General features: G+C 67.7%; 23 protein-coding genes. 12 read left to right on the forward strand and 11 right to left on the reverse strand.

What is annotated here, in order from left to right; genetic code table 11:
* The first annotated feature begins 230 nt into the window (after positions 1 to 230).
* From prfB to lysS, 3 genes are all read left to right on the forward strand, one after another.
* Positions 231 to 1,335 (forward strand): peptide chain release factor 2 gene (gene prfB / locus LDO27_RS10490; RefSeq protein ID WP_224041610.1). Its coding sequence is split into 2 segments (ribosomal slippage): positions 231 to 311 and positions 313 to 1,335, totalling 1,104 coding nucleotides; the frame shifts between segments, so codons are not numbered across the junction.
* A gap of 78 nt (positions 1,336 to 1,413) precedes the next feature.
* Positions 1,414 to 2,208, forward strand: coding sequence for an SDR family oxidoreductase (locus tag LDO27_RS10495; protein WP_224041612.1), 795 nt, complete (start codon positions 1,414 to 1,416; stop codon positions 2,206 to 2,208).
* Positions 2,209 to 2,298: 90 nt separating this feature from the next.
* Positions 2,299 to 3,840 (forward strand): lysine--tRNA ligase, encoded by a 1,542-nt coding sequence (lysS, locus tag LDO27_RS10500; protein WP_224041614.1) that lies wholly within the window; start codon positions 2,299 to 2,301, stop codon positions 3,838 to 3,840.
* Positions 3,841 to 3,844: 4 nt separating this feature from the next.
* Here lysS and LDO27_RS10505 read toward each other — a convergent pair whose 3' ends face one another.
* Positions 3,845 to 4,846, reverse strand: a complete 1,002-nt coding sequence (locus tag LDO27_RS10505) for a LysR substrate-binding domain-containing protein (protein ID WP_224041616.1) — start codon at positions 4,844 to 4,846, stop codon at positions 3,845 to 3,847.
* 127 nt (positions 4,847 to 4,973) lie between these two features.
* Here LDO27_RS10505 and LDO27_RS10510 point away from each other — a divergent pair, with 127 nt between their 5' ends.
* The 4 genes from LDO27_RS10510 (at position 4,974) to LDO27_RS10525 (ending at position 10,112) form a co-directional block, all read left to right on the forward strand.
* Complete coding sequence (locus tag LDO27_RS10510) at positions 4,974 to 6,323, forward strand: D-serine ammonia-lyase (protein WP_224041618.1); 1,350 nt, start codon at positions 4,974 to 4,976, stop codon at positions 6,321 to 6,323.
* Positions 6,324 to 6,357: 34 nt separating this feature from the next.
* On the forward strand, positions 6,358 to 7,338 hold the full coding sequence (locus LDO27_RS10515; RefSeq protein WP_377747208.1) for a Bug family tripartite tricarboxylate transporter substrate binding protein: 981 nt from the start codon (positions 6,358 to 6,360) through the stop codon (positions 7,336 to 7,338).
* Positions 7,339 to 7,417: 79 nt separating this feature from the next.
* A complete protein-coding gene (locus LDO27_RS10520; protein WP_224041620.1) occupies positions 7,418 to 8,947 on the forward strand; it encodes an amidase in 1,530 nt (509 codons plus the stop codon).
* Positions 8,948 to 8,960: 13 nt separating this feature from the next.
* Positions 8,961 to 10,112: an NAD(P)/FAD-dependent oxidoreductase gene (locus LDO27_RS10525; RefSeq protein WP_224041622.1), complete on the forward strand. Its 1,152-nt coding sequence runs from the start codon at positions 8,961 to 8,963 to the stop codon at positions 10,110 to 10,112.
* A gap of 184 nt (positions 10,113 to 10,296) precedes the next feature.
* Here the strand turns inward: LDO27_RS10525 and iscX are convergent, their stop codons facing one another.
* The 10 genes from iscX to LDO27_RS10575 all read right to left on the reverse strand — a co-directional run bounded on the left by iscX (position 10,297) and on the right by LDO27_RS10575 (position 17,155).
* Entirely contained in the window at positions 10,297 to 10,491 is a 195-nt protein-coding gene (gene iscX / locus LDO27_RS10530) for a Fe-S cluster assembly protein IscX (RefSeq protein WP_222201391.1), read from the reverse strand.
* Between the two features lie 27 nt (positions 10,492 to 10,518).
* Positions 10,519 to 10,857, reverse strand: a complete 339-nt coding sequence (gene fdx / locus LDO27_RS10535) for an ISC system 2Fe-2S type ferredoxin (RefSeq protein ID WP_224041624.1) — start codon at positions 10,855 to 10,857, stop codon at positions 10,519 to 10,521.
* A 35-nt stretch (positions 10,858 to 10,892) separates the two neighbouring features.
* Positions 10,893 to 12,758, reverse strand: coding sequence for a Fe-S protein assembly chaperone HscA (hscA, locus tag LDO27_RS10540; protein WP_224041626.1), 1,866 nt, complete (start codon positions 12,756 to 12,758; stop codon positions 10,893 to 10,895).
* A 137-nt stretch (positions 12,759 to 12,895) separates the two neighbouring features.
* Positions 12,896 to 13,414, reverse strand: a complete 519-nt coding sequence (gene hscB / locus LDO27_RS10545; RefSeq protein ID WP_224041628.1) for a Fe-S protein assembly co-chaperone HscB — start codon at positions 13,412 to 13,414, stop codon at positions 12,896 to 12,898.
* Positions 13,415 to 13,472: 58 nt separating this feature from the next.
* Positions 13,473 to 13,751 (reverse strand): DUF3565 domain-containing protein, encoded by a 279-nt coding sequence (locus LDO27_RS10550; protein WP_224041630.1) that lies wholly within the window; start codon positions 13,749 to 13,751, stop codon positions 13,473 to 13,475.
* Between the two features lie 26 nt (positions 13,752 to 13,777).
* Complete coding sequence (iscA, locus tag LDO27_RS10555) at positions 13,778 to 14,098, reverse strand: iron-sulfur cluster assembly protein IscA (RefSeq protein ID WP_222201396.1); 321 nt, start codon at positions 14,096 to 14,098, stop codon at positions 13,778 to 13,780.
* A gap of 22 nt (positions 14,099 to 14,120) precedes the next feature.
* Positions 14,121 to 14,525, reverse strand: a complete 405-nt coding sequence (gene iscU, locus LDO27_RS10560; protein ID WP_222201397.1) for a Fe-S cluster assembly scaffold IscU — start codon at positions 14,523 to 14,525, stop codon at positions 14,121 to 14,123.
* A 49-nt stretch (positions 14,526 to 14,574) separates the two neighbouring features.
* A complete protein-coding gene (locus LDO27_RS10565; protein ID WP_290368827.1) occupies positions 14,575 to 15,798 on the reverse strand; it encodes an IscS subfamily cysteine desulfurase in 1,224 nt (407 codons plus the stop codon).
* A gap of 62 nt (positions 15,799 to 15,860) precedes the next feature.
* On the reverse strand, positions 15,861 to 16,412 hold the full coding sequence (gene iscR / locus LDO27_RS10570) for a Fe-S cluster assembly transcriptional regulator IscR (protein WP_222201399.1): 552 nt from the start codon (positions 16,410 to 16,412) through the stop codon (positions 15,861 to 15,863).
* A 242-nt stretch (positions 16,413 to 16,654) separates the two neighbouring features.
* Positions 16,655 to 17,155 carry a low molecular weight protein-tyrosine-phosphatase gene (locus LDO27_RS10575; RefSeq protein WP_224041631.1) on the reverse strand — a complete coding sequence of 167 codons (501 nt, stop codon included), beginning with the start codon at positions 17,153 to 17,155 and terminating at the stop codon, positions 16,655 to 16,657.
* A 228-nt stretch (positions 17,156 to 17,383) separates the two neighbouring features.
* Here LDO27_RS10575 and LDO27_RS10580 point away from each other — a divergent pair, with 228 nt between their 5' ends.
* From LDO27_RS10580 to LDO27_RS10600, 5 genes are all read left to right on the forward strand, one after another.
* Positions 17,384 to 17,647, forward strand: coding sequence for a hypothetical protein (locus tag LDO27_RS10580; RefSeq protein ID WP_224041633.1), 264 nt, complete (start codon positions 17,384 to 17,386; stop codon positions 17,645 to 17,647).
* 7 nt (positions 17,648 to 17,654) lie between these two features.
* A complete protein-coding gene (locus tag LDO27_RS10585; RefSeq protein ID WP_224041635.1) occupies positions 17,655 to 17,969 on the forward strand; it encodes a hypothetical protein in 315 nt (104 codons plus the stop codon).
* Between the two features lie 60 nt (positions 17,970 to 18,029).
* On the forward strand, positions 18,030 to 18,254 hold the full coding sequence (locus tag LDO27_RS10590; RefSeq protein WP_224041637.1) for a DUF2188 domain-containing protein: 225 nt from the start codon (positions 18,030 to 18,032) through the stop codon (positions 18,252 to 18,254).
* A gap of 35 nt (positions 18,255 to 18,289) precedes the next feature.
* On the forward strand, positions 18,290 to 18,871 hold the full coding sequence (locus tag LDO27_RS10595) for an ATP-dependent DNA ligase (protein WP_224041639.1): 582 nt from the start codon (positions 18,290 to 18,292) through the stop codon (positions 18,869 to 18,871).
* Positions 18,872 to 18,984: 113 nt separating this feature from the next.
* Positions 18,985 to 19,569 carry a hypothetical protein gene (locus LDO27_RS10600; protein WP_224041641.1) on the forward strand — a complete coding sequence of 195 codons (585 nt, stop codon included), beginning with the start codon at positions 18,985 to 18,987 and terminating at the stop codon, positions 19,567 to 19,569.
* The last annotated feature ends 5 nt before the right edge of the window (positions 19,570 to 19,574 follow it).

A 19,574-nucleotide genomic window follows, 5' to 3' on the forward strand; every position in this document is an offset into this window, starting at 1 on the left:
TGTCTGCCGCTCCCGATATCTGCTTGAGGTTCCTGCCTGCGGTGGCCCTGCGCGGCGCCATCGAGGGGCCGCCTGGCGACGCATGATGCCGCATCCTGCCAATGTAACGGCCGCCGCACCCGCAACTGTAGACTGCGGCAAGGCCGCCGGGTTCGGGTTTACCGCGACGGGCGCGGCGAAATCAAGCCTCGATCCGCTATAATTCACGGTTTTCAAAGCGCAGGGACACCATGGAAGCAGAACGCCTCAACGCCATCTCCGGCGCCATCTCCGATCTCCGTTCGCGAACGGAAGATCTACGGGGGTATCTTTGACTACGATGTCAAAGTAGGACGCCTGGACGAAGTCAACGGCGAGCTGGAAGACCCCGAGGTCTGGAACAACCCCAAGCGGGCCCAGGATCTCGGCAAGGAAAAGAAGATGCTCGAGGGCGTGGTCGGCGTCCTGGGCAAGCTGACGGAAGACCTCGATAGCGCGCAGGAGCTGTACGACCTCGCGCGCGAGGAAGGCGACGACGACACGCTGGCCTCGATCGAGAGCGATGTCGCGGGCTTCGAGGCCATCGTGGCCGACATGGAATTTCGCCGCATGTTCGCCGGCGAGATGGACCAGGCCAACGCCTTCATCGATATCCAGGCCGGCGCCGGCGGCACCGAAGCGTGCGACTGGGCCTCGATGCTGCTGCGCCAGTACCTGAAGTACTGCGAGCGCAAGGGCTTCAAGGCCGAGGTGCTGGAAGAATCCGAAGGCGACGTGGCGGGTATCAAGAGCGCGACGATCAAGGTCGAGGGCGAATACGCCTTCGGCTACCTGCGGACCGAGACGGGCGTGCACCGGCTGGTGCGCAAGTCGCCGTTCGACTCGTCGGGCGGCCGCCATACGTCGTTCTCGTCGGTGTTCGTGTACCCCGAGGTCGACGAATCGTTCGAGGTCGAGGTCAATCCCGCCGATCTGCGCGTCGATACCTACCGTGCCTCGGGCGCGGGCGGCCAGCACATCAACAAGACCGATTCCGCCGTGCGTATCACCCATATCCCGACCGGCATCGTGGTCCAGTGCCAGAACGACCGCTCGCAGCACCGCAACCGCGCCGAAGCGATGTCGATGCTCAAGTCGCGCCTGTACGAGCACGAGATGCGCAAGCGCCAGGCCGAGGCGGACAAGCTGGAATCGTCCAAGACCGATGTGGGCTGGGGCCACCAGATCCGTTCCTATGTGCTGGACCAGAGCCGCATCAAGGATCTGCGCACCAACGTGGAAATGTCCAACACGCAAAAGGTGCTGGACGGCGACCTGGACCCGTTCATCGTAGCCAGCCTGAAGCAGGGGCTGTAAGCAGTGCAGCGCCCGCGGCACCCGTGCCGCGGGCTTTCATGTTTCCACCTCTGTGCCCATCCGCACCGGCGAACTTCCATGACCGCAGCCCCGATGTCCGCAACCTCGTCCGCAAACCCGTCTGCAACCCACCTGATCGTCGTGACCGGCGCCTCTCGCGGCCTGGGCGCCGCGCTCGTGCGCGCCCTGCTCGTGCCGGGCAATCATCTGGTCTGCGTCTCGCGCAGCCGCAATCCGGAACTGGAACAGGAGGCCGCGGCCAGCGGCGTGCCGGTGGCCTGGCACCTGCAGGACCTGTCGCAGCCGATGCAGGCCGCGACGTGGCTGGCCAGCGTGCTGGATGCCGTCGACGAACCCCATGCCAGCGCCACGCTGATCCTGAACGCGGGCGTGATCGAGCCGATCGGTCCGATCACGCAGCTGCATGAATCGACGCTGGTGCCGCATCTGCTGACCAACCTGGCCGCGCCGATGACCATGACCGGCGCCTTCCTGGAGCGCAGCGAGCGCTATGGCTGCCCGCGCAAGGTGCTGGCCATCTCGTCGGGCGCGGCGCGCCGGCCGGTCGAGGGCTGGAGCGCGTACTGCGCCGGCAAGGCCGGACTGGACATGTTCATGCGCTCGGTCAACGCCGAGTACGCCGGCGCCGACGCCGCGCGTGCGGTGCGCGCCGTGGCGCTCGCCCCTGGCGTGGTGGACACCGGCATGCAGGCCACGATCCGCGACGCGGACTTCGCCCAGGTGCAGCGCTTCCGCGACCTGAAGGAGAACGATCAGCTCGCCAGCCCCGACGACACCGCCAAACGGATTGCCGCCTACCTGAACCGCCCCGACTTCGGCGCGACCGAGATCGACGACATCCGGAACGCGTAAGCAGCGCGCGCGGGACCGCCTCCCGTCCCGCCGCCGACACGCAGTACCAGACCTTCGCGGCCCACGCGCCGCCAGCATCATCAAGACATCATGACCGAACCGACCCGCGCGCCCGCTGCGCCAGAATCCGCCAACGGCGCCGCCGACGAGAACAAGATCATGGCCGAGCGCCGCGAGAAGCTGCAGGCGCTGCGCCAGCAGGGCGTGGCCTTCCCCAACGATTTCCGCCCGACCCACCAGGCCGCGGCGCTGCACGCCGCCCATGGCGAGTCCGACCAGGCCGCGCTGGAAGCGCAGCCGGTCGAGGTTGCCATTGCCGGCCGCATGATGCTCAAGCGCGTGATGGGCAAGGCCAGCTTCGCCACCGTGCAGGACGGCAGCGGCCAGATTCAGTTCTACATCACCCGCGACAAGGTCGGCGAGGACGTCTATGCCGCCTTCAAGCACTGGGACCTGGGCGACATCATCAGCGCGCGCGGCCTGCTGTTCCGCACCAACAAGGGCGAGCTGTCGGTGCAGGTGCAGGAGCTGCGCCTGCTGTCCAAGTCGCTGCGCCCGCTGCCGGACAAGTTCCACGGCCTGGCCGACCAGGAGACGAAATACCGCCAGCGCTATGTGGACCTGATCGTATCGCCGGAGACGCGCGCCACCTTCCGCGCCCGCACCGCCGCGATCTCGTCGCTGCGCCGGCATATGGCAGAGGCGGGCTTCATGGAAGTCGAAACGCCGATGCTGCATCCGATCCCGGGCGGCGCGACGGCCAAGCCCTTCATCACGCACCACAACGCGCTGGACATGCAGATGTTCCTGCGCATCGCGCCCGAGCTGTACCTGAAGCGCCTGATCGTCGGCGGCTTCGAGCGCGTGTTCGAGATCAACCGCAATTTCCGCAACGAGGGGGTCAGCCCGCGCCACAACCCCGAGTTCACGATGATGGAGTTCTACGCGGCCTACACGGACTACCGCTGGCTGATGGACTTCACCGAAGACCTGATCCGCCGTGCCGCCATCGATGCGCGCGGCAGCGCCACCGTGACCTACCAGGGCCGCGAGCTCGACCTGGCCAAGCCGTTCCACCGCCTGACGATCTGCCAGGCCATCCAGAAGTTCGCGCCGCAATACACCGACGCGCAACTGGCCGATGCCGACTTCCTGCGCACCGAGCTGAAGAGGTTCGGCGTCAACACCAGCGCGCCGCAGTTCCTCAACGCGGGCCTGGGCACGCTGCAACTGGTGCTGTTCGAGGAAACCGCGGAAAGCCAGCTGTGGGAGCCGACCTTCATCGTCGACTACCCGGTGGAAGTGTCGCCGCTGGCGCGCGCCTCGGACACGACGCCCGGCATCACGGAGCGCTTCGAGCTGTTCATTACCGGCCGCGAGATCGCCAATGGCTTCTCGGAGCTGAACGACGCAGAGGACCAGGCCGACCGCTTCCGCCGCCAGGTGGAGCAGAAGGACGCGGGCGACGAGGAGGCGATGTACTTCGACGCCGACTATATCCGCGCGCTCGAATACGGCATGCCCCCGACGGGCGGCTGCGGTATCGGCATCGACCGCCTGGTCATGCTGCTGACCGACAGCCCCAATATCCGCGACGTCATCCTGTTCCCGCACCTGCGGCGCGAGGACTGAGCGTTCACCCCTGCCGCCGCGTGGCCCTGCGCCGCGCGGCCGGCGCCGGCCTCGCCGGGGCGAGGTCGAGCACCCTGCCCCGCTGCGCCTCGAAGCGGGCGCCCTCCGCCACCAGCCATTCCTCCACGGTCGCCACCTGCGGCGACTGCCCGTGCGCCGAGACGAAGTAGTACGACGCCTCGCTGCGCACATGGACGCCGAACAGGTCCACCAGCCGTCCCGTCTCGATATCCTCCAGCACCAGCGCGGTGCGGCCCATCGCGATGCCCTGCCCCGTCAGCGCGGCGCTGATCGCCAACTGCGAGAGATTGAAGCGATGGCCCTGCTCGAAGTCCGGCACCTCGACGCCGGCATGCGCCAGCCACCGCCGCCATTCCGCGAATTCCCCCGCGCCGTCCCACGGGCTGACGTCGTGCAGCAGCATCGCCCCGCGCAGGTCGCGCGGCGTGCGCAGCTCCGGATGCGCGGCCACGAACGCCGGGCTTGCCACCGGCAATAGCCATTCGTCGAGAAACTGCCGCGCCTTCAGGTCGGCATAGCCGCCCGGATCGAAGCGCACGGCGGCCTCGATGCCGTCGCGCACCATCCGGGTGCGATCGAGCGCATGGAATTCCCCGTACACCCGCAGCCCGATGTCCGCATGGTCGCGGAAGAACTCGCTCAGGCGCGGCGTGAGCCAGCGCATCGCGAACGACGGCGAACACGACAGCGCAATGGGGCCCGCGTGGTCCTGCCGGCGCAGCTGCGTCAGCGTGCCTTCGATCGCCTGGAACGACTCGCGCAGCACGAAGCGCAGCCGCTCGCCGTCCGGGGTCACCACCAGCGCGCGCGGCGTGCGCAGGAACAGCGGGCGTTGCAGCCACTGTTCCAGTTGCTTCACCTGCTGACTGACAGCGCCCTGCGTGATGCACAACTCGCGGGCGGCGAGCGTGAAGTTGCTGTGGCGGGCCGCTGCCTCGAAACAGCGCAGCCATCCCAATAATGAGGAAGAGAGCACGGTAGCCATTAGTAGCGCTAATGCATGGATCAGTACAAATGGTTTGTCACATTGGCACGCGGCGCCAACAATGTGTCCACGATGTCCGACGAAAAGGCTTCGTCGACCGACTGCTGACCACGAGGACCCTACCGGCATGACCGCCCACTCCGCCCCGTTTCCGCACGACACCGAGGCGCATCTGGCCGCGCTTCGCGGCGCCCGGCCCACGCTGTGGCTCAATCCCGACCTTTCCCGCGAACGTCCGGATGCGCTCGCGGCGGGCGGCAAGAGCATTAGTCTAGCTGATGTGCAGCAGGCCCGGGCGCGCTTCCGGCGCTTCGCACCGCTGCTCGCGAGGCTGTTTCCCGAACTGGGCGCCACCGGGGGCGTCATCGAATCCGATCTGGTCGCCGCGCCGGCGCTGCAGCGGGCGCTGGACCTGCCTTCCGCACACGGCGTGCTGTGGCTCAAGCAGGATCATCTGCTGCCGGTGGCCGGCTCCATCAAGGCCCGCGGCGGCATCCACGAGGTGCTCGAGTTCGCCGAGACGCTGGCGCTGGAGCATGGCCTGATCACGCTCGAATCCGACTACACCGCGCTGGCCGGCGACGCCGCGCGCGCGCTGTTCTCGCGCTACGAGGTGGCGGTGGGCTCCACCGGCAATCTCGGACTGAGCATCGGCGTGATGGCGTCGGCGCTGGGTTTTCGCGCCGCCGTCCATATGTCGTCCGACGCCAAGGCATGGAAGAAGGACCGCCTGCGCGCCCGCGGCGTGGAGGTGGTCGAGCATGCCGGCGACTACGAGGAGGCCGTGGCGGCCGGACGCCGCCAGGCCGAACAGGATCCCTTCTGCTATTTCGTCGATGACGAGCGCTCGCTGTCGCTGCTGCTTGGCTACAGCGCCGCGGCGCTGCACCTGGGCGAGCAGCTGCGCGAGCGCGGCCTCGCGCCCGATGCCGCGCATCCGCTCTTCGTCTACCTGCCGTGCGGGGTCGGCGGGGCACCGGCCGGCATCGCGTTCGGCCTGAGGCAGCTCTACGGCCCGTATGTGCACTGCTTCTTCGTGGAGCCCACGCAATCGCCCTGCTTCGTCGTGCAGATGATGGCCGCCGGCGAAGGCAATCCGTCAGTCTACGACTACGGCCTGACCAATCGCACCGAGGCGGACGGGCTTGCCGTGCCGCGCGCCTCCGAACTGGCCGCGCAGGTCATGCGCCAGCAACTGGCCGGCGTGCTGACCGTCGAGGACGACACGCTGTTCCGCCTGCTGCATCTGGCCGCGACCACCGAAAACGTGCGCGTCGAGCCGTCCGCGGCGGCCGGCATCGCCGGCCCCGCGATGCTGACCGGCACCGCGGCCGGACGCGCCTACCTGGCGCGCCACGGCCTCGATGCGGTCATGCATCAGGCCGTGCACCTGGCCTGGACCACCGGTGGACTGTTCGTTCCCGAAGACGAATACCAGCGCTTTTTCGCCCGCGGCGCGGCACTCGCCGCCGCCTGAACCGTATCCCCTCTTCAGCAGGAGAATCATCATGATGTCGACCGTTTCCAAGTTCACATACCTGGCCGCCGCCTGCTGCATCGCGGTGCTGGGCAGCACCGGCGCCATGGCGCAGGCGTATCCCGCCAAGCCGATCCAGCTGGTGATCCCTTTCCCGCCGGGCGGCGCCACCGACGTGATCGGCCGGCTGCTGGGCAAGCAGCTGAGCGACCGCCTGGGCCAGAGCGTGGTGATCGACAACCGGCCCGGCGCGGGCACCATCGTCGGCGCCAGCTACGTCGCCAAGGCGGCACCGGACGGCTATACGCTGTTCATCAGTTCCGGCACCACCTTCACGGTCAACCCCGCCATCCATGCCAAGCTGCCCTACGATCCGGTCAAGAGCTTCGAGCCGATCGGCCTGACCGGGCGCACCGGCCTGATCCTGCTGGCCAACCGCGACGTGCCGGTCAACAACATGAAGGAACTGGTGGCCGCGGCCAGGGCCACGCCAGGCAAGTACTCCTATGGTTCGTTCGGCACCGGCACCACCGCCCACTTCGCCGGCGAGATGCTGTTCCACACGACCGGCATCCAGATGCTGCACGTGCCGTACAAGGGGAGCTCGCCGGCCATGACGGATCTGATCGGCGGGCAGATTCCGTTCACCGTGGATACCGTCGCCGCCGCCGTGCCGCAGGTCAAGGCAGGCAAGGTCAAGGCCATCGCCGTGACCACGGCCAAGCGCTCGACCCTGCTGCCCGACGTGCCGACCGTCGCCGAGAGCGGCTACCCCGGCATGGACGCCGACACCTGGCTCGCCGTGGTCGCGCCGCGCGGGCTGCCGCCGGAGGTGAAGGCGAAGCTGGAGAAGGCCCTGGAGCAGACCATGGCCGACCCGGACACGCGCAGCAAGCTGCTGGCCAATGGCTTCGAACCCAGCTTCGGCACCAGCGCCGAGCTGGCAAGCCTGATCACGCGGGAATTGCCGAAGATGCGCGCAGTCGCGCAACGTGCCAACATCACGGCCGACTGAGGCGGCCCATCACTGACCGAGCCCCCGGGGCCCGCGGCGCGAATGCCGGCGGGCCCTTCGGCGTATGAGGAGAACGACAATGACGACATCGGACGATCTGGTAAGCCGCTCGGCGGTGGAATTGCGGCGGCTGATCGGTGGCAAGGAGATCTCGCCGGTGGAATTGCTGGAGGCTTGCATCGCGCGCATCGAGGCGGTGAACCCGTTCATCAACGCGGTGACCGCCACCTGCTACGAACGCGCCCGCGCCGAGGCGCGCGCGGCCGAACGCGACGTGATGGCGGGCGGCGCGCTCGGCCTGCTCCACGGGCTGCCGCTGGGCGTCAAGGACCTGGAGGCCACGGCCGGCCTGCTGACGACCTATGGCTCCCCGCTGTATCGCGCCAATGTGCCGGCCGAGGACAACGTGCTGGTGGCGCGCCTGCGCGCGGCTGGCGCGGTGGTGGTGGGCAAGACCAATATCCCGGAAATGGGCGCCGGCGCCAATTCGCGCAACGTGGTGTGGGGCGCCACCGGCAATCCCTTCAACCCCAACCTGAACGCGGGCGGCTCCTCGGGCGGCTCGGCGGCGGCGCTGGCCACCGATATGCTGCCGGTGTGCACAGGCTCGGACACCGGCGGCTCGCTGCGCATCCCGGCATCCAAGTGCGGCGTGGTCGGGTTCCGGCCGTCGCCGGGCGTCGTGCCGAGTTCGCGCAAGCTGCTGGGCTGGACGCCGATCTCGGTGGTCGGCCCGATGGGCCGCACGGTGGCCGATGCCTGCCTGCAGCTGGCCGCGTCGGCGGGGCTGTCGGCGGGCGATCCGCTGACCTACGAACTGGACCCCGCGTCCTTCCTGGTGCCGCCGCAGGTCGATCTCGGCTCGCTGCGCGTCGCCTGGACCGAGGACTTCGGCGCCTGCGCCGTCGATGACGGGATCCGCCGCGTCTTCCGCGGCAAGATCGACGCGATGAAGCATCTGTTCCGCAGCTGCGACGAGGTGAAGTTCGAACTCGGCGACGTGCACCGCTGCTTCGACGTGCTGCGCGCCGAGAGCTTCGTCGCGGGCATGAACGAGGCCTACCAGCGCGATCCGGCCAGCCTCGGGCCCAACACCCGCGCCAACTACGAAATGGGCGCGAAGATGTCGCTGGTGGACAGCGCCTGGGCGCAGGCCGAGCAGACGCGTATCCTGGCGCGCTTCCAGCAGGTCTATCGCGACTACGACGTGGTGCTGTCGCCGACCACGCCGGTCTCGCCTTTCCCCTGGACCGAGCTGTACGCCGACACCATCAACGGCGAGAAGCAGGAGAACTACTATCGCTGGCTGGCGCTGACCTACGTGGTCACGCTCGCCACGCACCCGGCCATCACGCTGCCCTGCGGGCTCGACCACGCCGGCATGCCGTTCGGGCTGCAGGTGGTCGGCGGCTTCCGGCGCGACCGGCATACGCTAGGCGTGGCGCAGGCGATGGAGCAGGCGTTCGCCGCGTCGCCGGCGCTGCGCCGCCCGCTGCCGGACGTGCGCAACCTGCGCGCGCCGGAGCCCGCGCTGACATCGATCGTCACGTCGCCGCCGGTGCTCGACGGCACGGGCGCCACTGCCGGCGGCAACGCCTCCGCAGTCTGACAGGAGTCATGGCATGACCGCATCGCACGCATCGACCGATACCGTCTTCGACTTCGCCGTCATCGGCGCCGGCATCGCCGGTGCCTCGGTGGCGTACCGCCTGGCCGCCGAGGCCGGCACCGTGCTGCTCGAGCGCGAATCGCAGCCGGGGTATCACACCACCGGCCGCTCGGCGGCGATGTTCATGGAGACCTATGGCACACCGGCGATTCAGGCGCTCACGCGCGCCAGCCGCGCGTTCTACGAGCACCCGCCGGCCGTATTCGGCGACGCGCCGATCCTGACCCCGCGCGGCGTGCTGTACGTCGCCGCGCCCGGCCAGGAAGCGATGCTCGACGCCGCTTACGCCGAGGCGCGCAGCCGCTCGCCGAATGTCGAGCGCATCGGCCGCGACGCCATGCTCGCCGCGGTGCCCTGCCTGCGTCCCGAGGCGACGGCGGCCGGCATGAGCGAGCCGGACGCCTGCGACGTCGACGTCCACCACCTGCACCAGGGCTTTCTGCGCGGCTTCCGCCAGCAGGGCGGCGCGCTGCGCGCGCAGGCCGAGGTAGCGGCGCTGAACCGGCGCGATGGCGTGTGGGAGATTGCGCTGGCGGACGGGGACATCGTGCGCGCCCGGCGCGTGGTCAACGCGGCCGGCGCATGGGCCGATATCGTGGCCGCGCAGGCGGGAGTCGCGCCGATCGGCCTGCAACCGTGCCGGCGCACCGCCTTCACCTTCGCCGCGCCCGCGGGCATGGACATCTCGCGCTGGCCCGCCGTGGTCGGCATCGACGAGAGCTACTACTTCAAGCCGGACGCCGGCCAGCTGCTGGGCTCGCCCGCCAATACCGACCCGATGCCGCCGCACGACGTGGTGCCGGAGGAGATCGATGTGGCCACCGGCATCTGGCATATCGAGCAGGCCACCACGATGACCATCGTGCGGCCCAGCCACACGTGGGCCGGGCTACGGTCGTTCGTGCCGGACGGCGATCTGGTGATCGGCTGGGACAACCGCGTGGAGGGATTCTTCTGGCTGGCCGCGCAGGGCGGCTACGGCATCCAGTCCGCGGCGGGGGCGTCGTCGCTGGCGGCGAGCCTGCTGCTGGGCAGGCCGCTGGAGGAGGCGCTGGTGCGTGAGGGGATTGAGGCCCTGACGCTGGGGGTCGGGCGGATCAGGTAGTGGCGATGCGGGCCGCGTCGGGATGGCCGGCGGTCACCCTCATCCCCGGCCCTTCTCCCGCGTGGGGGAGAAGGGAGCAGACCAGCAGGGCTTCAAACGGCGGCGGTGTGCTCCCCTCTCCCGCGCGCGGGAGAGGGGCGGGGGTGAGGGTGAGCGCCCGCCATCCTGCCAGCGCTGGACCGACCTACTCCGCTTCCTCGATCCACGCCGCCTGGATCGCCTCCAGAATCTTCTCCCCCGAGCGCTCGGGCGCGTCGGCGAAGCCTTCCAGCTCCATGACCCAGCGATGCAGGTCGGTGAAGCGCACCGTCAGCGGGTCGACGTCGGGATACTTGTCGTACAGGGCCGCGGCAATGGCGTAGGTGTCGGTCCACTTCATCAGCGTTCTCCGGTCCTTGGCGAGGCCTCAGTGGCCTTCCTTCGCATGGTTGATGGTGTACTTGGGGATCTGCACGGTCAGGTCCTCATCGGCGACGATGGCCTGGCACGACAGGCGGGAGTTCGGCTCCAGCCCCCAGGCCTTGTCGAGCAGGTCCTCTTCCTTTTCCTCGGCCTCGTTCAGCGAGTCGAAGCCTTCGCGCACCACCACGTGGCAGGTCGTGCAGGCGCACGACTTCTCGCACGCGTGCTCGATCTCGATACCGTGCGACAGCAGTGCGTCGCAGATGCTGATGCCGGGCTCGGCTTCGATGACGGTGCCCTCGGGGCAATACTCGACGTGGGGCAATACGACGATCTGTGGCATGGGTTGTCCTGAATGATCCGATTCCTGCCTCGGCCTCAGCCGAGTTCCTGCACCTTGCGGCCGGCCAGCGCCTGCTTGACCGAGCGGTCCATGCGGCGGGCGGCGAAGTCGTCGGTGCCGCGCGAGAGCGCGTCCACCGCCGCCTTGATGGCCACGTGGTCGTCGCCCGCGGCGATCTCGCGCACCTCGGTGCGCAGCGCTTCGATGGCCGCGCGTTCGTCGTCGCTCAGCAGGTCGCCGTCGGCCTGCAGCGCGCTGCCGGTCGCCTCGAGCAGACGCTGCGCTTCGACGCGTTCCTCGGCCAGCGCGCGGCTCTTCATGTCGTGTTCGGCCTCGCGGAAGCTGTCCTGCAGCATGCGCGCGATATCGTCATCGGCCAGGCCGTACGACGGCTTGACGGAGATCGATGCCTCCACGCCCGAATGCGTCTCGCGCGCCGACACGGCCAGCAGGCCATCGGCATCGACCTGGTAGGTCACGCGGATGCGCGCGGCGCCCGCCACCATCGGCGGAATGCCGCGCAGCTCGAAGCGCGCCAGCGAGCGGCAGTCGCTCGCCAGCTCGCGCTCGCCTTGCAGCACATGAATGGCCATCGCGGTCTGGCCGTCCTTGAACGTGGTGAACTCCTGCGCGCGCGCCACCGGAATCGTGCTGTTGCGCGGGATGATCTTCTCGACCAGGCCGCCCATGGTCTCGACGCCCAGCGACAGCGGGATCACGTCGAGCAGCAGCCAGTCGTCGCCCGGCGCATGGTTGCCGGCCAGCAGGTTGGCCTGCATGGCGGCGCCCAGCGCCACCACCTTGTCCGGATCGAGATTGGTGAGCGGCGTCTGGCCAAAGAACTCGCCAACCGCCTTGCGGATCGACGGCATGCGCGTGGCCCCGCCCACGAGCACCACGCCCTGCACCTCGCTCGCCTCGACGCCCGCGTCGCGCAGCGCCTTGCGCACCGGCGACAGCGTCTTCTGCACCAGATGCGCGGTCATCTCGCGGAACTGCGCGACGGTCAGCTGCAGGTGCACGATCTCGCCGCTGGCCAGCACCGCGTCGATCACCGTGCTGTCCGAGTCCGACAGGGCCTCCTTGGCGGCGCGCGCGCGCACCATCAGCAGGCGCATGTCCTCGGCGGACAGCGGCTGCAGGCCGGCCTGCTCGACGATCCAGCACATCAGGCGCTGGTCGAAGTCGTCGCCGCCGAGCGCGGAATCGCCGCCGGTCGCCATCACCTCGAACACGCCCTTGGTGAGCTTGAGGATGGAGATATCGAACGTGCCGCCGCCCAGGTCATAGACGGCGTAGATGCCTTCCGACGCGTTGTCGAGCCCGTAGGCGATGGCCGCCGCGGTCGGCTCGTTCAGCAGGCGCAGCACTTCGACGCCGGCCAGGCGGGCGGCGTCCTTGGTGGCCTGCCGCTGCGCGTCGTCGAAATAGGCGGGCACGGTGATGACCGCGCCGACAAGGTCGTCGCCCAGCGCATCCTCGGCGCGTTGGCGCAGCGTGGCCAGGATCTCGGCCGATACCTCGACGGGGCTCTTGATGCCGGCCACGGTCTTGATCTGCACCATGCCGGGCGCCTCGACGAAGTCGTAGGGGCTGTGCTCGACATGCGCGACATCGCGCAGGCCACGCCCCATGAAACGCTTGACCGAGACGATGGTGTTCTTGGGATCGCGCACCGCCTCTTCCTGCGCGCGATAGCCGATCTGCGCGGTCTTGTTCGGCAGGTAGCGCACCACGGACGGCAGCAGCGTGCGGCCGCTCTCGTCGGCCAGCACCTCGGGAATGCTGTGGCGCACGGCGGCCACCAGCGAATTGGTGGTGCCGAGGTCGATGCCGACCGCGAGGCGTCTCTGGTGGGGCGCCGGCGACATGCCGGGCTCGGAAATCTGGAGCAGTGCCATGATGAATCTTGGTTATTCGGCCGGTATTTGTGGGGTCGCGGCGGATGTCGGGGGCGGACGCGACGGGGATACGACAATGCAGGCCAACCGGCGCCGGGGCGACATTGTGTCACGTCGCCGGCCTGCGCGCCGGGCGCCTACCCTTCCAGCCGGTCGATGGCCTCGCTGGTGTCCCGCTCGATCTTCTCGATGAACATCAGCTGCCGCGCGGCCGCGCCGGCGGCCTCGTTGTCGCCGGCGTCGAGCAGCGCGCCGATCTCGGCGTGGCGCGCCTGCTTCTCGGCGCGCAGCTCGCGCAGGAAGGCGTCCAGGCGGGCCACGTCGCGCGCCGCGGTGGCGTCTTCCAGCGTCTCGCGCCATTCCATCTGCTGCATCAGGAAGGCAGGCGCCATCGCGGTATTGCTCTCGGCCTGGATATCCACGCCACGCAGCGACAGCAGATAGATCGCGCGCTTGAGCGGCTGGCGCAGCGTGCGATAGGCCTCGTTCGCGTGCGCGGCCCACTGCATGGCCACGCGCCGCTCGGCATCGCCTGCATTGGCGAAGCGATCGGGGTGCGCCTGCGACTGCACCGTGCGGTAAGCGGAATCGAGCGCGGCCTCGTCCACCGCGAACTGCGCGGGCAGGCCAAACAGCGCGAAATAGTCGTCTTTCAACACCACGTCCTTCAACAACACACCATCCAACAAAAAGAGCGGCCATGCCGCCCCTTTGTCATGCTTCCGGCGCCGCATCCGGTGCCGGCCCTGGTTCCGCGGCGCCGCCGCGGTCCTTGCCGCCCTCGTGGCTCCAGGGGGCGCGGGGCTCGCCCCGCTCGCACTTGCGGCAATACAGCGCGGTGCCCAGCTTCGACGCCCTGCCCTGCGCTGTCGTGGTCCACGGCCGCGACTGCCACGGCGGATCGTGCCGCATATGCTGGCCGTGGCCGCAGGCCAGTTCCGCCACCCAGTCGCCGTGCTCGTCGCGGTGAAAACCCACGATGACGCTTTCCACCGCAGGTTCTCCGCGCTGCCGGCCGCTCAGACCCGGAACGACTCTCCGCAGCCGCACTCGTCCTTCACGTTCGGGTTGTTGAAGCGGAAACCCTCGTTCAACCCTTCGCGCGCGAAGTCCAGCTCGGTGCCGTCGATATAGGCCAGGCTCTTAGGGTCGACGATCACCTTGACGCCATGCGATTCGAACACTTCGTCCTCGGGCATCAACTCGTCGACGTACTCGAGCTTGTAGGCCAGGCCCGAGCAGCCGGTGGTCTTCACGCCCAGGCGCAGGCCGATGCCCTTGCCCCGGCGATCCAGATAGCGTGCCACGTGCTTGGCGGCTTTTTCGGTGAGTGTGATCATCGCTGCAACGTCCTTCGATCGTTCAGGCGGCCTTCTGCTCGGCGGCGCCCGGGTGCTTCTTCTTGTAGTCCTCGACGGCCGCCTTGATGGCGTCCTCGGCGAGGATCGAGCAGTGGATCTTGACCGGCGGCAGCGCCAGTTCCTCGGCGATCTGCGTGTTCTTGATCTCCAGCGCCTGGTCCACGGTCTTGCCCTTGACCCACTCGGTCACGAGCGACGACGAGGCGATGGCCGAGCCGCAGCCATAGGTCTTGAACTTCGCGTCCTCGATGACGCCGGCCTCGTTGACCTTGATCTGCAGCTTCATCACGTCGCCGCAAGCCGGCGCGCCGACCATGCCGGTGCCGACATCGCCGTCGTTCTTGTCGAACGAGCCGACGTTGCGGGGGTTTTCGTAGTGGTCGAGTACCTTGTTGCTGTATGACATTTGGCTACCTCTGTACGTATCTTTTGTGGAGTGAGCGGGTCGGCGCGGCTTAGTGCGCGGCCCACTGGATGGAATTGAGGTCCACGCCGTCCTTGAACATTTCCCACAGCGGCGACAGGTCGCGCAGCTTGTCGATCTTGCTCTTGAGCAGCTCGACCGTGTAGTCGATCTCCTGCTCCGTGGTGAAGCGGCCCACGGTGAAGCGGATCGAGCTGTGCGCCAGTTCGTCGTTGCGGCCCAGCGCGCGCAGCACGTACGACGGCTCCAGGGACGCGGAGGTGCAGGCCGAGCCCGACGACACCGCCACGTCCTTGATCGCCATGATCAGCGACTCGCCTTCGACGAAGTTGAAACTCACGTTCAGGTTGTGCGGCACGCGGCGTTCCAGGTCCCCGTTCAGGTACACCTCTTCCATGCTCGACAGGCCGCGCCACAGGCGGTCGCGCAGCATGCGCACGCGCTCGTTCTCGGTGGCCATTTCCTCGCGGGCGATGCGGAAGGCTTCGCCCATGCCGACGATCTGGTGCGTGGCCAGCGTGCCCGAGCGCATGCCGCGCTCATGGCCGCCACCGTGCATCTGGGCCTCGATCCGCACCCGCGGCTTGCGCCGCACGTACAGCGCGCCCACGCCCTTCGGGCCATAGGTCTTGTGGGCCGAGAACGACATCAGGTCCACCTTCAGCTTCGACAGGTCGATCTCGACCTTGCCCGTGGCCTGCGCGGCGTCGCAATGGAAGATGATGCCCTTGGCGCGGCAGATCTCGCCGATCTGCTCGATGTCCTGGATCACGCCGATCTCGTTGTTCACGAACATCACCGAGACGAGGATGGTGTCCGGGCGCAGCGCCTGCTGGAACACCTCCATGTCGATCAGGCCGTTGTCCTGCACGTCGAGATAGGTGACCTCGAAGCCCTGGCGCTCCAGCTCGCGCGTGGTGTCCAGCACGGCCTTGTGCTCGGTCTTCACCGTGATGATGTGCTTGCCCTTGCCCGAGTAGAAGTTGGCCGCGCCCTTGATGGCGAGGTTGTTCGACTCGGTCGCCCCCGACGTCCACACGATCTCGCGCGGGTCCGCCCCGACGAGCGCCGCCACCTGCTCGCGCGCCTCTTCCACGGCGCGCTCGGCGGCCCAGCCATAGGCGTGGCTGCGCGAGGCCGGATTGCCGAACTGCTCGCGCAGGTACGGAATCATCTTGTCGGCCACGCGCGGGTCCACCGGGGTGGTGGCCGAATAATCCATGTAGATCGGGAAGTGAGGGGTGCTCATCGTTATGACTGCCTTGTTTGGGACCGCTATCTTTTGGTTCGCTTGCTACCTTGGTGTCCGCCGCCCGCTCAGGACTGGGCCAGACTGAAAACCGAATTCACCACGCGCGGCCGCGGCGCTTTTTCCTTCTCGGCCTTGGACCGCGCCACCGCGGGGGCCTGCGTCACCGGTTCCTCGCGCATGTCGTGCAATACCGCCGGCTGACGGGCGCGCTGCTGGTCGACCAGATGCTTGAGCGAAACGGAGTCGAGATACTCCACCATCTTCTGGTTCAGCGTCGCCCACAGCTCGTGCGTCATGCAGCGGCCGACATTCTCGTCGCCGTGGCAGTTGCCCTTGCCGCCGCACTGGGTCGCGTCGAGCGGCTCGTCCACCGCGATGATGATGTCCGCCACCGTCACGTCCTCGGCCTTGCGGGCCAGGCTGTAGCCGCCGCCGGGGCCGCGCACGCTTTCCACGATTTCGTGGCGGCGCAGCTTGCCGAACAACTGCTCGAGATAGGACAGCGAGATTTTCTGGCGCTGGCTGATGCCGGCCAACGTGACGGGCCCCTGGTCCTGGCGCATGGCCAGATCGATCATGGCGGTTACCGCGAAGCGGCCTTTCGTCGTCAGTCTCATGATTCGGGGGCTTTGTGATAGCTTTTTTGAAAAGCTAATACCTGATGAATTTCGTCAAGTATAAATATCCCGACTAAATCAGTCAACTACCCTGCCGACTGTGGGGCCGAGGCGCTCTCTGCGCTTTTGGTGTATGGAAGTGGCGGCGGAGGCTGAAACTCAAGCCCCGGAGCGTGCCGGACGCCGTGCGCCTGTGGCGGCAAGGCCGCATGGAGGAAGGGCGTGGACGGGCTCGCCGCCCCCTACCGCCCCGCCTCGTCCGCCACCAGCCCGCGCTGCCGCAGGTCCGCCACCAGTCCGTCGCAGGCGTCCTCGATGTAGTCGAGCACGCGTTCGAAGCCGTCGCCCTCGCCGTAGTAGGGGTCGGGGACTTCCTCGGCGTCGTGCCGGGTGGCGAACTCCATCAGCAGCCGCACCTTGTGTCGGCTCTCCGGAGGGCACAGGGCGCGCAGCCGTTCCAGATTGTCGCGGTCCATCGCCAGCACGAGATCGAACTGAGCGAAGTCCTCCCGCAGCGCCAGCCGCGCACGCAGGCTCGACAGATCGTAGCCCCGGCTCAGCGCGCAACGTTGCGAGCGCGCGTCCGGGGCGTGGCCCAGATGATAGGCGTGGGTGCCGGCGGAATCGACATGCACATGGTCCGCGAGGCCCGCGTCCATCAGCCTGGCGCGCAGCACGCCTTCGGCGGTGGGGGAACGGCAGATATTCCCCATGCAGCACATCAAAACCGAAAATTTCTTCATTTAAATCAAAGTGTTATGACGCTTCCGAGCACCGCAAAATGCGGCAAAAAGCGTCGGACACGTCCTAATAAAATCAGTCACTTACGGTTGGTTTTGAACAGCCGCAGCGGCGCACCTGCCATTTTACCCGGCAGCAGTCGGCGCCGCAGGGGCTCGGCGGCCAGTCGTTTACTCATCGCGCGGCACGTCGATATACTGTACATCCATACAGTATTCCCGGAGCCCGCCATGCCTGCCACCTACCCCGCCAAGTCCGTCTTCCTCGAAGTGCAATATTTCGGCGACCTCCGCGACGAGTTCCGAGTCTCCTGCGACGCGGTCACCGTCCGGTCCGGGTCGATCACGGTATCCGGAGGCGAAGCGCGGCGCCTGGGCGCCATCGGCTGGACGCCCGACTCCCTGTCCTTCAGCTGCTACGAGCAGAGCCACCGCTTCCCCGTCGGCCGCCCTACCGTCCTCGACGACGGTTCCGCCCGCTTCCCGCTCCTCTGAGCCTGCCATGGGCAACAGCAAACTCGCCAACGGCTGCCAGGCCGCGTCGGGCACCGACGCCCCTGCCGCCCCTTCCCTGAACGGCATCCTCGCGCAAGTGCCCGGCGACTACGTCGCTGCGGCCAGCCTCACGCTCGCGCCGCCGACGGCCGCCGGGCCGCTCCACCAGGAGGTCGAGGTCGACGCTGGCCATGTCGGCCGGGTGCGCCTGTTCTTCGAGCAGAAGGTCGCGCGCCGCGGCCGGCATTCCCACCGGTTCTGGGCGGCGTATCGCGCCGAGCCCGTCCACGGCGCCTGGGATTCGGATACCCGTCAGACGTAGACCTATACCGCCCCGTAGGTGGCCCGCGTACAACGGAAGGGCAACCCATAGGAGAAAACCATGGCTGGGAACGTGCATGTGGTGCCGGCAGACGGCGACGGCTGGGCGGTAGAGATCGAGGGCGGCGACGGCCCACTCGCGCGCTTCGACACGCAGGAAGAAGCAATCGCTGAGGGCACCGAGCGCGCCCAGCAGTACAGGGTCGAGCTGCTGATCCATGGCCGCGATGGGAAGATCCGCGCGCGCAACAGCTTCGGCCACGATCCGCGCAACATCAAAGGGTAGCCGTGCCGGCCCCTGCCTTGGCCGACCTCTCGCCCATGCTCCTCACGGAGCGAAAGACCATCCCCACCACAGGCGACTGGCTCTACGAGATCAAGTACGACGGCTATCGCCTGCTGGCCGCCACGGGCGACCCGCAGCTGCGATCCCGCAACGGCCACGTGGCGACGCGCTGGTTTCCTGAGATCGCGGAGGCGATGGCGACGCTGGCGCCCGGCTGCGTCCTGGACGGCGAGGTGTGCGTGCTCGACGAGCTCGGCCGGCCGGACTTCGATCGGCTGCACCGGCGCGCGGCGCGGCGCGGCCGGCCCGCCGGTTCCGATCCCGTTGCCTATTCCGTGTTCGACGTGTTGGTGCTGGACGGCCAAGACATCCGCGACCAGCAAGTAGAGGACAGGAAAGCGGCGCTGCGCGAGGTGTTGGACTGCTGCGCGTCGGTGCTGCTCTACGTGCAGGATGTGGACGACGGCCACGGGCTGTATCAGCATGCCTTGGCCCTTGGGCTGGAAGGGATCGTGGGGAAGCGGCTGGGGAGCGCCTACCAGTGCGGCAAGAGGTCGCCGGACTGGGTAAAGGTTAAACGGCCCGGAGCGGTGCCGGCGGAGCGGTTCAAGCGCTAGCTCCGACAGGATATTCACGTAGAGTGCAAAGGCGCCCGCTCTCTTAAGGAAAGCGGCCCATGGCAATATATGTCGCCCCACCCATCAACGTCCGCTCTCCTTATAGGGCAAAAATGACCGAAGCCAGTATTGAGATCTACCTTTCCGAACTGCGCGCTCAGTGTCTAATGACATACGTTGGCACTCAACAACTGGAATTGGCTTTGCAAAACGGGCTGCAGAATATGCAGGCAGGGTTCGGGACGGCGCCGGTTTTTGCCAACTGCCACAGCATACTGACCCATGCAAGCAACATTTCCAGACTGCTTTGGCCGATCCCCGGCAAGCGAAACGATCCACATAGGGAGTCCAGAGCTGAAAGGGGAGCAAAGTTGCGAGAATTGCTAGGGGTCGGCGATGATCACCCGCTCCGCAATCGCGCGCTGAGGGACCATCTCGAACACTTTGACGAGAGGTTGGATGACTGGGATCGCACAAGCGAACACGGAAATTACTTGCAAGACAACGTGGCCCGATGGGGTGCTATCCCCGGACTCGCTGAGGGCGACTATATGCGCTGGTATGATCCCACGACCCATGAGGTTCGCTTCCGCGGCGAAGCGTGGAGCATCGTCGACCTAGTTGAATCGGTGCGCCGTTTGCTGGCCACCATCGAACGTGTCAGCGAGGAACGCCAACAGCCACGGACGGCTCGCTAAATCTC

Source organism: Cupriavidus respiraculi, assembly GCF_914271545.1.
In the GTDB taxonomy this organism is placed as follows: Bacteria; Pseudomonadota; Gammaproteobacteria; order Burkholderiales; family Burkholderiaceae; genus Cupriavidus; species Cupriavidus respiraculi.